Annotated in this window: 9 protein-coding genes and 2 pseudogenes; 2 read left to right on the top strand and 9 right to left on the bottom strand. The window is 62.9% G+C overall.

Annotated features, from left to right (window positions below):
* Positions 1 to 31: 31 nt before the first annotated feature.
* The 8 genes and pseudogenes from ACLP4W_RS03530 to ACLP4W_RS03495 form a co-directional block, all read right to left on the bottom strand.
* Positions 32 to 205, bottom strand: a complete 174-nt coding sequence (locus ACLP4W_RS03530; RefSeq protein WP_442384173.1) for a helix-turn-helix domain-containing protein — start codon at positions 203 to 205, stop codon at positions 32 to 34.
* Positions 160 to 939 (bottom strand): DUF6308 family protein, encoded by a 780-nt coding sequence (locus ACLP4W_RS03525; protein WP_442384171.1) that lies wholly within the window; start codon positions 937 to 939, stop codon positions 160 to 162. Before ACLP4W_RS03525 ends, ACLP4W_RS03530 begins: the two co-directional genes overlap by 46 nt.
* Positions 940 to 1,091: 152 nt before the next feature.
* A complete protein-coding gene (locus ACLP4W_RS03520; protein WP_442384169.1) occupies positions 1,092 to 1,637 on the bottom strand; it encodes a hypothetical protein in 546 nt (181 codons plus the stop codon).
* Positions 1,638 to 1,742: 105 nt separating this feature from the next.
* Positions 1,743 to 2,312, bottom strand: a complete 570-nt coding sequence (locus tag ACLP4W_RS03515) for a recombinase family protein (protein WP_442384167.1) — start codon at positions 2,310 to 2,312, stop codon at positions 1,743 to 1,745.
* A 355-nt stretch (positions 2,313 to 2,667) separates the two neighbouring features.
* Positions 2,668 to 5,898, bottom strand: coding sequence for a sacsin N-terminal ATP-binding-like domain-containing protein (locus ACLP4W_RS03510; RefSeq protein WP_442384165.1), 3,231 nt, complete (start codon positions 5,896 to 5,898; stop codon positions 2,668 to 2,670).
* Positions 5,891 to 9,415, bottom strand: coding sequence for a DEAD/DEAH box helicase (locus ACLP4W_RS03505; RefSeq protein WP_442384163.1), 3,525 nt, complete (start codon positions 9,413 to 9,415; stop codon positions 5,891 to 5,893). Before ACLP4W_RS03505 ends, ACLP4W_RS03510 begins: the two co-directional genes overlap by 8 nt.
* A gap of 116 nt (positions 9,416 to 9,531) precedes the next feature.
* Positions 9,532 to 9,681: pseudogene (locus tag ACLP4W_RS03500) on the bottom strand (serine/threonine protein kinase); the annotation flags it as partial.
* A 497-nt stretch (positions 9,682 to 10,178) separates the two neighbouring features.
* Positions 10,179 to 10,715, bottom strand: a pseudogene (locus ACLP4W_RS03495) (DUF4333 domain-containing protein); the annotation flags it as partial.
* A gap of 1,273 nt (positions 10,716 to 11,988) precedes the next feature.
* Between ACLP4W_RS03495 and ACLP4W_RS03490 the strand changes: the two are divergent.
* Both ACLP4W_RS03490 and ACLP4W_RS03485 read left to right on the top strand, forming a co-directional pair.
* The gene (locus ACLP4W_RS03490) at positions 11,989 to 12,285 is read left to right on the top strand and encodes a hypothetical protein (RefSeq protein ID WP_442384161.1); all 297 of its coding nucleotides are present in this window, start codon (positions 11,989 to 11,991) and stop codon (positions 12,283 to 12,285) included.
* Positions 12,286 to 12,307: 22 nt separating this feature from the next.
* A complete protein-coding gene (locus ACLP4W_RS03485) occupies positions 12,308 to 12,502 on the top strand; it encodes a hypothetical protein (protein ID WP_442384159.1) in 195 nt (64 codons plus the stop codon).
* 51 nt (positions 12,503 to 12,553) lie between these two features.
* Here the strand turns inward: ACLP4W_RS03485 and ACLP4W_RS03480 are convergent, their stop codons facing one another.
* On the bottom strand, positions 12,554 to 13,285 hold the full coding sequence (locus ACLP4W_RS03480) for a hypothetical protein (protein WP_442384158.1): 732 nt from the start codon (positions 13,283 to 13,285) through the stop codon (positions 12,554 to 12,556).
* Positions 13,286 to 13,476: the final 191 nt, after the last annotated feature.

Raw genomic sequence — 13,476 nt, 5'->3', positions numbered from 1 at the left:
CGACTCTGGGATGCCCGGAGCCGGCGATCGATCAGGCTGCACTGTCTGCGCTGAGGCGCCGATACAAGGTCGCCCGGCTCACCCCGAGGTACCTGGCGATGTCTTTACCGGTGTGGCCGTCGGCCTTCATCCGCTGGGCCGAGGCGATGCGCTCGGCGCTCAGCGGACCGCGCCCCCGATCCCTCGTCTGCGCGCCTCCATCCACAGCAGGACGTCGAGGTGCCTTAGCGGGTTCGGATCCAGCGAAACATTGTCGTCGCGCTCGCCTTCTGCGTCCCTCCTCAGCTTGATGAGCCGGTCCGAGACCTCCGGATCCCTCATGACATGGCTGAACGCCTGCCAGTCGATCGTGTAATCGCGGTGCTCGTACAACCCGAGCAACATCCGCACCCGCTTGTCCCGAACGGGGAACAGCCGAGGCCGTTTTCGAGCACAGAGCTTGCTGGCGCTCACCCACGGGTTCTTCCCCAGCGTCCTTTTGACCACTGTGTACAGCTGGGCCATCGCCGCGTACGTCGGCCAATTCGCGTCAGCCAGTTCGACATCAGGTGGGATCGCGTTGAGCAGGGTGAGAAGCATGTCGCGTTGGGGTCCAGGGTCTAGGAAGCGACGCGCGGCGCTAGGTCGCACCGAGACCTGAAGCAAGGAGACCGCGAATAGATCAGCGGCGGTGAACTCGTTCGCCACGACGGGCGGTGCATCGAGGAATGTGGCCCCCGCGTAGTTGCCATTGGTTCTGTAATACCGCTTCAGGTCTTCAGCCGCCGTGTCGGCGTTAAGTACCTGCCACACTTTTGCCTGCGCTGACTCAGCTAGTCCGTCAGGCATAGGAGTGAGGGTGAGGCCATCGGCTTCCGGGCCGTCTGAAATTGTGGGGTCTTCCCCACGGTCGCTATCGCCGGGCTCTGGTTCGACGTCCGCGTTGTGGATGTCAGTCATCGGTGTTATCCCCTCCGCTTGAGCGCTAAGACACCCTAGATGCTGCACTGGACCAGAAGCTCGGCCACCAGGGGGAGATCGGCCGCCCGGTGTGGCTATGCAGCCCAGCAACTGTCAAACATCCGTCAAGTAGATGGGTCTCAACGGCGTACTTAACCGGGCACTTTGATGAGCCACTTGCGGCCGAGGCCGATGGTGCGGCCATCGTCGCGGGTGATGGTGTTGTCGCCGTGCCAGCCCTCGGGTTGGGCAGTGACGGTGCCGTAGGCGGGCACGATCATGTCGTCGCGGCCATCGAGGGTCTGGTGCAGGAACTCGCCATTGTCGTCGCGTTCGGCCCACGTCACCCGGTCTCCTACCTGGATGTCGAGTTCGAGGTAGGTGAACAGGGCGGCGTCGGTGTCGGCCATCAGCAGTCCGGCCTGCACCTCAGCGGGGGTTGGGTCGCGCCCTACGTCCTCGCGAAAGACCCTGGCCGCCTTGGCAATACCCTCGACGACCTCCGGTGCTGCATTGGGGCCGTAGGTTTGCTCATCGATTTCGGCCACGGTCGGGTACCGGCGCAACTCGGCGTACAAGCGGGCGATGAGGCGCTGTATTCCCTCGTCGATCTTGTCGGCCGGGGGATAGCCCCAGAGGATCTCGGTGCCGTCGTGGCCCTCGGTGAACGCGATGCCACTCTGGCTCCAATGGGTCATCTGTTGTCTCCTCTCGTCACGCAGGGCCGGGTGGCCGCTGCTGGGGTGGATCGAGGACGCCGGTGGGCGGCAGGGTCGGGAGGAGAGGACCAGACGCTTGTGGCGTTAGGCGGCGAGGTAGCGGTAGAGCGTGGCCCGGCTGACGCCAAGGTATTTGGCGATGTCCTTGGCGGTGTGGCCGTCAGTCTTCATCCGCTTCGCGGTGGTGATGTGCTCGGCATCGGAGACCTTGCGGGGCCGCCCGAATGTGGCGCCGTTCGCCCGCGAGGCCGCCCGTTTAAGCGCAGTGCGCTCCTTGATCAGCTCGCGTTCGTACTCGGCCAGGGAACCGAGAACACCGATCATCATCCGGCCCGCAGCGGTCGAGGAGTCGATGCCGTCGGTGGTCGACACCAGGGTGATGCCCTGGTCGGTCAGTTCCTTGACGGTCTGCAGGATGTGGATCATGTTGCGTCCGAGCCGGTCTAGCTTCCAGACCACCACGGTGTCGCCGGAGCGGACGTAGTCCAGCAGGGCAGCCAGGCCGGGACGATCATCGCGAGCGCCGGACATGGTGTCGGAGAACATCTTGGTGACCCCGGCCGCCTCCAGTGCGGCGCTCTGCTGATCCAAGGTCTGGGCGACGGTACTTACCCTGGTGTAGCCCACACGCGCGCCACCAACGCGCTGATCCATTTCCAGTGAATTTCCCCGTCCCACAACTACTTCAACGCTTTTTATGAGACATTTATTTCTGAGACGAACAATTGAGACATCCCGACGTCGAGAAACACCGGCACGGGATCGCCCTCAGTGGACGTCTCGTATGTGGTCAATTTCGAGACGGCGTTCAGTTCTGTTCGGGCATGACCGACTTGGTCGTAAACGCCCGCCACAATGCCGGGCGGTGGTCGACGCTGGCGCGGAAAGCACTTGCCGACTCCGCTTTAGATCGCGAAGCCGGATCAGGGGGGGGCGCCCTCGCTCTCGTCCTCGGTGACGACGAGCAGCGGCACGCCGTCGCGAGCCATAAAGGTCGCGTGCCTTCCAACTAATCAGCTTCCGAACGCTCGTCCCCGGCGACGCCGAGCGCGGTCTTGATGTCGATCGCGTGCTTGCCGGTGAAGCCAAGTTTGACGCGCTTGCCGTTGAGGACAACGGGGATCTCGACCGTCCCTTGGCCGGCGTCGATGGTCGTGCTGTCGAGCTCGTCGAGGATCGCTTCGTTCTTGGTTCCTCGGGCGTACTTGTAGAGGGCGGCGCAGAGCGGGCATAGGGCTATGGCGTTAGCTGTATGGACCTGCTTGCGCGCGTTTACGAGCTTGACCGCTTCGAAGTACCAGGAGCCGTCCTTGATCTTGAACGGCAGCGGCTTCCGGCATGCCTGACAGTGCATCTCACCGGCGGAAGTCGTGTACTGCGCTCGGAGGTAAGCCCTCGACTCAGCAGACGCCTGAGCTTGACCATCGACGACACTACGTTCGCGGATGGAAGTGCTGTATTCAGGCGCCAACGCAGCATCGACTGCTGCCACTCCGGCTCGACGGTCGGGATTTTCAGACGGGCCGTCGGGAAACTGCGACATCGCCGCGTGCTCGCGGAGGATCGCTCTTATGTCCAGCCCCGCCTCCTTCACCTGCCGCAGGATGTCGAGCGAATCCTCGTCCAGCCCCTCCTCGCGGAGGAAGTCGGTGACACCCTCTTGCTTCTGTCGCCGTCGCACGGCGTCAGCCCCAAAGTCGAGCTTGTAGACGAGCGACGTCTGCTGCGGTACCTGCCAGTCGTCGGGTAACTCCTCGACTGAGACCTCCCGTGGAAGTTTGAGATCGCCATCGCGATTGAGGACCCACGGCGTCGAGGTCAAGGTGCGAGCAAGCTGGGACACCATCTGGTGTCGCTGGACGCTGGCGTTGGCTTGATAGACAGCAACTGCCTTGGCTGCAGGTGCCACGACAACCGTGTTCCACAACGCGCGGAGAAGGTCGTGATCGCCCATCTCGATGATGTCGTCCAAGCGATCGATGCTCCAGTCGAACCGCTGTCCCTGGGCAGTCTCACGGTTGTACCAGCGCCAAGACGATGAGAAGTCCACGTTCCTCGTGACATCCGCCTCGGTGATCTCGATGCCGGTCTTCGCGCCAAGCGAGCCGACGAAGTCGACGACTCCCTCGACCTCCAGGTAGATGCCTGCCAGCGCATAGGGCTCCGAGTCGTACGCGTATTGGCCGTCTCGACTGCCACCTTCCCAGAACAATGGCACTCGGGGATACAAGCCACTAAGACCGGTGTCCTTGAATGGAAGGTCGACGAACGTCTCCAGTGCCGTCACCCACCGCTGACCGCCCTGAGACTGGTCCGCCAAAAACATGGGCACCTCGGCGAGGTTCCCACCGGCGTTTTCCAGCTTCGCCCCGTGGCGAATGAAGGCTCGAACGTCTGCCAGGTGTTGGGTTAGCTCGTCGCCATCGGGGATTGCCCGGTTCCGGTCTCGATACGCCTCGAGCCGCCGCTCGGCGCGTGCCGACTCGTCCCAGCGCTTCGTTTCGACTGCACGGTAGAACGCTTTCAGGTTGGCTAACCGCGTGGCGTCCTCGTCGTCTTCGAAGTAGGCGAGGTAGATGGGCACCCGCGACTGGGCCGTGTCGCTGCGTCCGGACGGGAGGAACGTGGCAGAACCGCGCACATGGCTAACGACATCGCGCTTCCTAAGGCGCACGATTGGGACGTCCTCAAGTCCGCAGTAGAGCTGGTAGTGGCGCCTACCGAAGCCGATCAGTTGGTAGAGACGAAGAAGCGAGTCGTCGGTTCTTGCGGCCAGCCAGGCGAACCACGCGTTCGGCGTGACCTTGTCATCGTCGTCGTACACCTCGTCAGCGTCCGCGAGGATCTCGTCCGCGCTCTTAGCCGCCCTCAGTGCTTGGTTCAGCTCCCGCCAGCCGAACGCAATAGTGTCCAGACCGGCAAGGAACTTGCCAGCACGCCCGTCGCGGTCCCGAATCCAGCGTGGGGTGACAGCGGACGCGATGCCGGCGAAGTCAAACAGCGTTGGGAGGTCAGCGGGGTCCAACCAGTTGCGGAACTCGCTCGGGCTCGCCACGAGCGTCCGGGCCGCCGCGAAGCCGGCTCCTGGTCCCCAGACGGGCGTGATCTCTAGGTCGTTGAACGCCTCCCTGATTCCATCTCGGATTTGGTCGTACGGGTGACCGATCTGGTCATCTTCGTTTGGGAGAGCCGCAAGGAAGCTGTCGTCGATGAGGCCATCCGTGCACATGCCGGGTAGTGCCTCGGCGATCAGCCTCGCGATGTCTCCCACCAGGCGCACGTTGCCCGGGTCGTCCCGCACGCTGTCGCGAGCCACCGTGGAGGCAAAGGGAGCGTGGATGTGGAAGCGCAGGCCGGACGACTCCTTGACTGCCGGGAAGTAGATCGACACGTCGCCGTCATCGACGGGGACGATCGATCGCCGAGGTGCGGCGTCCTGACCCTCGGCCTGCTTCGCCTTCTTGCTTCGCGGACCATCTGCGGGCTCCACCTTGAAAGCCGCCGCCACCGTCAATGGGCTGGCAGTCGGTCCATCGACGCTGGCGTTCCCCGTCAGTCTGAGCCAGTGCGAATCGACGAAGTTGTCGCCTTCGGACCGCTTGATCGCAATGACCCGCGAGTCCACGGGACGCCGCTCGATGATCCCGACAGTCCCGTCATGCAGTTCGTAGGTGATAGTGCTGATGTGGTTGAGGAACAGCAGGGTCTTCTCGTCGAGGTCCGAGAGTCCCCGCTCGACTTCTGAGCGAGCCGTTTCAACCGGCTTGTCCTCGCGGTCGAAGGGGAAGGTGAACGACGTCAGCGTGGGCCGAGCCGTCCCGTCGATCGCTGTGGGAACGAAGAGATCATCGATCGCGAACGAATGGGCGCCTGACCGGACCTCGGGGCGGGTCGTGTAGGCGAAGACGGCTTTGAAGCCCACGCCGAACTTGCCGATCTGCGTGGGATCGTCCTTCTTGGTCGACTGGCCGATGCCGGTGATCGATTCGATATCGGCGATGGAGAATGGCCGCTTCCCGTCGTGGCTGACCGTGAGCCGGTCCGCCTCCAGGGTGAACTCAACCGTTGTTGCGAGGGCGTCCTCCGCGTTCTGGAGAAGTTCATAGATGAAGTGCGCATTGTCTGGGTACAGCTCAGACAGCAGGCTCTTGAGACCCTCCTCGAAGTTGTTCTCGCGTGCAGAATCGATTAACCGGAGACGCTTCTGACGCAAGTTCTCGAAGGCGGCGCTCTCAGCCATTGACGATCTCGACCGTTCCCCTGCACAGCAGCGACGTTGTGATGTCACTGCGCCGGATGCTGTCCTCGAGGCGCCTGCGACGCGCCTCGAAGTCCTCTTCGAGTGAGCGCAGTTCGGATTCCCGCATGCGCCGGATGTTGTCATGCGTCGCCGACAGAATCTGGTCCTCGAGCAACTGCTGGCGGGCTTGGTGAGTGGCGGTTAGCGAGGCGAGCTGGCTGTCGACGTGGACGCGTGTCCGGTCAATGTGTGTCCCTCGCGCGTCCGACCAGGCCGCGTAGTGCTCGTCATCCAGCGAGGCGATCAGCTCCGCAGGAGACACGTCCGAGTCGACGGCGTCCACCAAGGTGCGCTCGACCTCGTCCGCCAAGCCGCCGGTAGCCGCGGTCACCACGACCTCAAAGTCGTCACGTGCACCTAGATAGGTCCACGAATGAACCGCCACCGGATAGATGCCTTCCGGTACCGAGGTCGACCGCACCCGGAGGCTAACAGTGCTCTGTGGCGCGAACGTCTCCTCGTGTGCGGCTGCGACCCGCACAAGGTCGTGCACGGGCGAGAGGAGCTCGATGTCGCCACTAGAAGCCAGGGCGGCGTCAAAGGTGAACCGTCGCGATTGATCCGAACCGGATTCGAGCCAGCGCCGCCATTGGGAGGTACTGTCGGGTGCCGCGGCCAGCAGATCCTCCCGCAACGAAGCCCGGATCTCCTTTCCGGGGCGGAAGAGGGCGACAGGACGCTCGAACAGCGCCTCGGCCCGCTCGTAGCCACGGCTGGACAGGTAGCGCTGGACGAGACGCGCGAGCTGCTCGGGAGCAAGCCAGGGACTTGCCGCCTGCTCGACGCCCTCCTCGTCGAGCTTCCTCAACGGGAGCCCGAACAGAGCGCTCTCTCGCTCTTCGAGTTCTTCCTGCTCTTGTATCCGACCGATTCTGTTGTCCGCGAGTTGCTGGAGCCGAGCTTCGCGCTCGGCGACAGTCAGCGTGAGGTCCTCTGCGATCTTCCGGATGTCGCGGGTGAGATCTCCCAGGATGGCCTCGCTTCCACCCAGCGCTCGCTTGAACACTCCGATCCGCTCAAGGCATCGCTGGAAGATGACGGCGTCGACCGTGCCACTGACGACCAGATTCTTGATGGCTACGGTTTCGCTCGCCTGTCCGCGCCTGTCGATACGTCCGATGCGTTGTTCGATGCGCATGGGATTCCACGGGAGGTCGTAGTTCACCAAGGCGTCACAGAACTGGTAGTCGAGACCTTCTGTACCGACCTCGGACGAGAGCAGCACATCGAGGGCCTCTGGGTCGGTCCGGGCCTTCGCGAAGCGCGCACGAAGGTCGCGCCTCTCGTCGTCTGGCACCCCTCCATGCACGAGGCCGACTCGGACGCCCGTGGCCGTCAGGTGGTCCATCAGGTACCTGAGCGTGTGCCTGAAGGTGCTGAACACCAGCAGCTTGTTGTTGTCGAGTTCTTGCTTCTCATCGACGTAGGCAAGCAGCCGGTCCAGCTTCGGATCCTCGGCCAAGTCGGCGGCCTGCCGAGCAATCTCCCGGATCTCGTCAACGAACCCGTCCAGGTCGGAGGTGTCGAGCTCATCCACTTCGACGTCGGCCTCGCTCCACTCCTCGGCGCTGAGCTTCCGCCTGAGCACGTCCTCCACGAACGGCGCCAGGCCATTGAGGCAACTCGCCGCCTGACGCTGGAGAGTGGAGAGGACAAAGTCGAGCGACCTGCCGTGGCTCTTGGCCATGGAGATACGTCCAGCCAGGTCAAGCAGCAGGTCGTGGACCGCCTGCTGTTCTGGAGTGAAGTCGACCTCGAAAGTTTCCGGCTTCCTCGTTGTAAAGGATCCGATGTCCCGACGCCTCGTGCGGTTGAGCAGCCCGGAGAATGTATTAAGAGACTGGGTGAGCCGAAGGGCGCAGACTCGCTTGCGGTCGTCCATGCAATCTTGATCGAGGAGATCGCGCAGTTCCTGAGCGCGAGGGTCCGCGCGAATGACACGGCTGCCCCATGAGGTAGCGAGGGCGGCGTCCAACTCTCGAGCCGACTCCGCTTGCCAACCGTCATTGGCGATTCGAGCCGCGCTTTCAACGTTTGCCAAATGAGCGTTGGGCTCACGCATCAGGTCGAAGGTTTGGTTGTCGACGAACGTATCTGGACGCAGAAGACGCAAGAGCGTGCGCAGATCCTCGCTGCCGGTCTGTATCGGCGTCGCCGAGATCAAGACGACGGCCTCGGCTGAATCCAGCAAGTGTTTGACGACGCGATGGCTCCAAGTGTCACTGTTGCGAACATGGTGCGCCTCGTCGACGATCACCAAGTCGAACTTGACCGGCGGAATCAGCGAAGCAAGACCCGTCCTCGGCCGGCGTCCCGAGGTCTCTCCCAAGAGCAGCCGCTCATCGAGCAGGGAGTAGGGAAGAATCGCCTTTTGATACCGCGAGGGCCATCGACCTTCGGCCCGCGTCTCGTCGATGCAGTGCCGCAGGGTGGCGCTGTCGAGGTGGGCGAAGTCCTCGTCAAACCGCTTGAGTTCCGACCGCCACTTGTTCTCGACAACGAGCGGTTTGGGGCAGATCACGAGGATCGAGTCGAGCTTCTGGCGCGCCTGCAGTTCCTTGATGATCAGCCCGGCCTCAATGGTCTTGCCGACACCGACGTCATCGGCGATCAGGAGCCTTGGCCGGTCCGCGTTGATCAGCTTCATGACCGGGCGGTACTGGTATGGCTCGTAGTCGATGCGTCCGCTGTTCAAGGAATAGAGGCGGCTGACCGACGGGTGCAAGACGTGCGCCGCTGTGAGCCGGGCCTTCATCTCATCCGCCGAGAGATGTTCGACGGACTTCGACTCGACCAGCTCGACTTGGCTCTCGTAGTAGGTCTGCGTAACGCCTCCGTGGAACACGGTCAAGCGCGTCTGTGACCCGGAATCATCCGCCTGGGTAATCACGCCGGTGAGTTCGGGTCGCGCCTTCAAGCGGATCATTGCTCCAGGCACGAACGGGCTGGAAGACGGCCCAGAGGCCGCGGCCGCCCGGGCCGTTGACGGAACGCCTTCGTTGGGCGGGGGCGCGAGCGCCCCCAGCGCGTGGGTCCTTGCCACCGAAAGCTCACGGGATTCGTCACTGTCTGCGTCAAGGGCTTCGGCGAGAAGCGCAAGCGTGTCGATGTCCCTGTACACGCGCTCCGGGCTCGGCTCTCGACCGGGGGCATCGTGTGAGTGGCGGTTGCGGATACTGGCCGCCTCTTTCAGCCAGTTCCGATCGTCCCACTTGACCAGTCCGCGGCGCCTGAACAGATCCCAGTTCTGGTCGACCACGCGGAGCGTGGCAGCGACGTCAAGGTGGTCCAAGGTCGACCACTGCTGCTCGTCGGCCTGCGCTCGCTGCTGATACGAGAGCTTCGCAAGCACGCCTTGGTTCCACCAGTCGGGGCCGAGTGTTGGAAGTTCGCGGCCGAGGAAGCGGCGCAGGAGGGCCGCTAGCGTTGTCAGCTGCTCGCGCATGTTGGACGTCATCACATTAATGCCTCGTCGGCGACCTGCTCAGCGAAGTGCTCGCGGTGATAGGCAAGGTAGCTGCCGTTGGGGACATGGCCGGCCCGAAGTCTCAGGGTAGCCAGCACAGCGTTGCTGTCAGCCGATACGTCGGTGCCCAAAAGCTTGAGAGCGTCACGGCGCGGCAGCCTCGGATGCTGGGCAAGGTAGACCTCACCCATCCCCCCGGACCCCAGCCGTCGGATTATTCTGTACCCGGCGAAGGTCTGGCCCGCACTCAATGGCATAAGTCGGATCCTAGGAACAGCGGCCGACGATCCACGGCAGATTCGCAAGCACTCATGGTCGGTTCCTCATCAATCTTCGATTACGAGGCCCACATCGCTTCCCGGGCTCCGGACTAACCCGACCAGTACTCCACCATGGGCTCGGTGCTCAGCACCGTAGATCCTCGCGTGATGATCAGTGCGTTAGGCGAGACCGAGTACTGCACCCCGTTATTCGCTGCGATGAAGTTGGCGCCGTTTCGCACCGGGTCATCGATCTCGACCGACAGGCCGTTCTGCAAGCCGAATCCCTTGTAGTAGAGCCGCCCGACGCCGGTCTGGCAGATCACAACAAGCGACTGCGACGTGCGGCCAATCGCTACTGCCGGGTTGGTGTAGTTGCAGCGCGCGCCCGGGTAGTTCAGGAAGCCTTGCCCGTCGGCGTCGGGCAGAACGGGCTGCGTGTGGGCCGGAGTCGGCGGCACGGTGCCGGGAGGCGGAATGTAGGCGGTGGGCGGCTCGGGTTGGTCATCGACCTTGAAATCGAAGTGCACGTCACCGGCGTCGACGCCGATGACGGTGACGTTGACCCCGTATTTGTCGCGGCCGTCGGTGAGCTGGCACCTTAGCGTCGCGCCCACGTCGCCTTTCAGGTTGTCGGGACAGCTCACGGAATCCGGTCGGCGTCCTACCTGCTGAGTCAGTTTGTCGCTGATAATGCGGGCGACCTGGTTCTTGTCGACGGTCTCCAGCATGTCGAACTTGACGTTGTCGCCGTCGACGCTGGTGACGGTCACGTTGATGTTGAAGGTCTGGTTCTTGATCTTCATGTCGCAGTTCAGCTGCGCCCCGACGCGTGCCTCCAGGTCATCTGGGCAAGACACCGAATCGGGCTTGTTCCCAGCGGCGTCCGTCATCTTCGAGGCGATTTGGCTTGCGACCGAGTTCCTGCTAACCGTATGCGCACCGTGCGATTCGGTGGTCGACGCAGTGGTCGGCGATGCAGCGGTCGATGTTAATGATGCGGCGACACCGCCTGACGAATCGTGTCCAATGACAAAGGCCACCAAGGCCACGACGCCGATCACGAGCAGGGTTGCCAAAGCAACCAGCACGACCCGGGCGCTTCCGCCCAGTCGATCGACCACGCCCTGGTTCCCTGGAACTGCGTTTAAGTTGGCGGCGGGAGGGCCTGGACTTACGGGGGCCAATTGCCCCCCGAGCAACTCGGTCGTCGCATCTGTGGCATGGGGAGGTGGCTCACCGAGAACTTCGGTTGGTGCCCCGGGATTCGCTGCAGCAAGCGGCACTCCGCACTCGCCGCAGAATCGGTAATGCTCAGGGTTCGCATGACCTCGCGGGCAAACCGCCATTACCGGCGCTTTCCTCCCGTTCGGTGCATCGGCAGGGAGTTGGATCGCTTCCGCCATTCGGCCAGCGGCTGGCCGGGGAGATGGGAGGACAAGCGAGACTCCGCACTCGCCGCAATATTGGTAGTGCTCATGTTCTCGTGGCCGTTTGGGCAAAGCATCATTGACCGCCCCTACTCAGCCGATCCCTAACAAGGAAGTCGTCGTTGTCGACTAATAGACGCTCCACCCCTGCGCGCTGGGCGGACAAGGGCCTTTCGGCCTGACGTAACGCGGCGTGGGCGTGTTCTACGGGCCCAACCCGCCAGTAGGGCTGGGGGAACCTTTGGCCACCACATCGAGCACTGGGGCTTCTCGCGAAAGGCCGAAGTGCTCTGTCGCTCGATCGCGCACCAGCGCAACGTAGACAGGACGGTGAAAGCCATCTTGGGGCCGACCAGAACGGACACAGTCACTAGCAGGAGCGCGACGGATGACGACAACCACGGTGACCTGCCCGAATGGTCACCAAAGCCCCGAAAATCAGCATTTTTGCGGCGAATGCGGAGCGCTACTCGTAGCCTCCCAGCCACCGGCTGACCGGTATCCCGACCTAGATGGCTGCGGCGATGAGCGGTACCAGGATGGGCAGCACTGGACGAAGTACCGTCGCCCCCAAGCCCCGCCGCTGCCGACACAGCACACACCCGGATCACCGGCGGGGAACCCATCAGCCTCGTGGGGTGAGTTCCAAAAAGGAAGCGCCCGACACACCGTGAACTACGGCCCGGGGTACATCCCCCCTCGGGCCTCCTACCCGCAGGTGCCGCCGCCCCCGAACATCCCGCCGCCCCGGCGCAGGTCGAATCGGGCGTTCCTGGTCTTTGTAGGGGCCACCATCGCACTGTTCGGGCTGATCGTATTGGTCGTTGTACTGGCCGTATCGAAGCCGACGGGGACGACCGCCAATGACGCCCCAGTGACGATGTCCCAGTCTTGGCAGGCCGGACACGACTGGGTGACCGGGGCAAATCCGACACCTATGGGGCAGTCGATTTCACACAATGCCAAGTACATTGCCCAGTCCCATCCAAATATGTCGGCATCGTTCTGCCAGGAAGAGTTGGTTGCTTACCAGCTTCCGGATGTTGTTCAAGTAGTTCACCCGGACCATCCCGTGATCGATCAGGTGGATTGGTACCAGGGCTGCCTGGCTGGCATGGCTGAGAACTATGGCGGCGAACTCCCACCGCAATTGAATCTTGGTTCCAACTAGTTAAAGAAGGAGACAAAGCAGTTTGACCACCATCTACTTCGCTACCAACCACGCCACGGCGATCCCGCTGATGCAGGCTGCTTACCGGGGTGAGGTCGAGTTGCGCTTTGGCATCGACACGCCCGAGCAGGCCAACCGGCTGCCCGAGGACGTGCTGTGGTGCATGGACAACGCCGCACGGATGGCCAGCGCGATGCTGGACAAGGTGAAGCTCTAAGGGCACGCGCGCTAGCCAGGACAACATCAACGAACCGAACAACGCCGTCGTCTAACGGTCTAACTCGTCCAAGTCGTCGTCGAAGGGATCGTCGTCCGGGTCGAAGATGTCGGCCCCGTCTTCCTCCAGTGGCTCGACGGCCTCGACGGTTCCGTCGAGCTTGCTCACGATCTCGCCCCACATCGCCTCGGGCACTGTGGATTTAATCGCCGCGATAATCCGGTTCACTTGGACCCGTATGTCCGCCCAATCAGGTTGCCCCGCACGAGAATCGATGAGTGCTTGGAGCCGACCAGCCGCCGTCATGGCCGTGTTCACATCGATCTTCGTGTCGGGATCGACCAGATTCTGGTAGCCCCTAACCATGATTGTCTCGTACAGGGCCATCGGCGTAATCGCTGTGGCCACGCCGTTGACGAAGTCGACGCCATTTTCCTTCGCACGCCGTTCAAGGATCGCGCGGTACGTCGCCTTGGCGACATTTTGTACCGAGAAGTGCCGTTCGGTGTGGTTGCGGATCGAATCGATGGTGACCCGGTCTCGCTTGTCGAGCCTGGCGTTGTCTTCGTCTAAAGCCCGTTGGATCATGGCGTAGCTGGCTCCTGCGGCCAGCATTTCGTTGACCTTGGTGCGCATTTCGTCGTTGCGGCACACCCGGCAGCGCGGTTCGAGATGAAACCCGTTGTGGGGGGCCAATTCCACCGACCCGAGGATCTCCTCGATGGGGGCGGCGACCGCCTGGGACAGGGCCATGCTTCTTGCTCCTCCATCCTCGTCGGCCACGGCCGACCTGGTATCAGTTTCCCAGAATGAGGACCGATGCGGCAGTTAAGAACCTGGTTTTCTACGGTACTTCGCGGTACTTGCGCATGCGAGGGAGTCGCGGCCACACGGCTCGCCAATTCGCGACGAACGAAGCGCTGCGGTGGTGTTTTTTCTTCGGATGCGGTTCCCATTGGTTCCCTTCGGTTCCC

The sequence above is a fragment of the Mycobacterium sp. genome (genome assembly GCF_052145595.1).
Taxonomy (GTDB): domain Bacteria; phylum Actinomycetota; class Actinomycetes; order Mycobacteriales; family Mycobacteriaceae; genus Mycobacterium.
Note: the sequence above shows the minus strand (reverse complement) of the source record. Positions and strands in the feature narration are given on the sequence as shown.

Coding starts and splice junctions, on each gene's coding strand:
- ACLP4W_RS03520 (WP_442384169.1), bottom strand. CDS start 1,637: ATGACCCATTGGAGCCAGAGTGGCATCGCGTTCACCGAGGGCCACGAC.
- ACLP4W_RS03510 (WP_442384165.1), bottom strand. CDS start 5,898: ATGGCTGAGAGCGCCGCCTTCGAGAACTTGCGTCAGAAGCGTCTCCGG.
- ACLP4W_RS03505 (WP_442384163.1), bottom strand. CDS start 9,415: ATGACGTCCAACATGCGCGAGCAGCTGACAACGCTAGCGGCCCTCCTG.
- ACLP4W_RS03525 (WP_442384171.1), bottom strand. CDS start 939: ATGACTGACATCCACAACGCGGACGTCGAACCAGAGCCCGGCGATAGC.
- ACLP4W_RS03515 (WP_442384167.1), bottom strand. CDS start 2,312: ATGGATCAGCGCGTTGGTGGCGCGCGTGTGGGCTACACCAGGGTAAGT.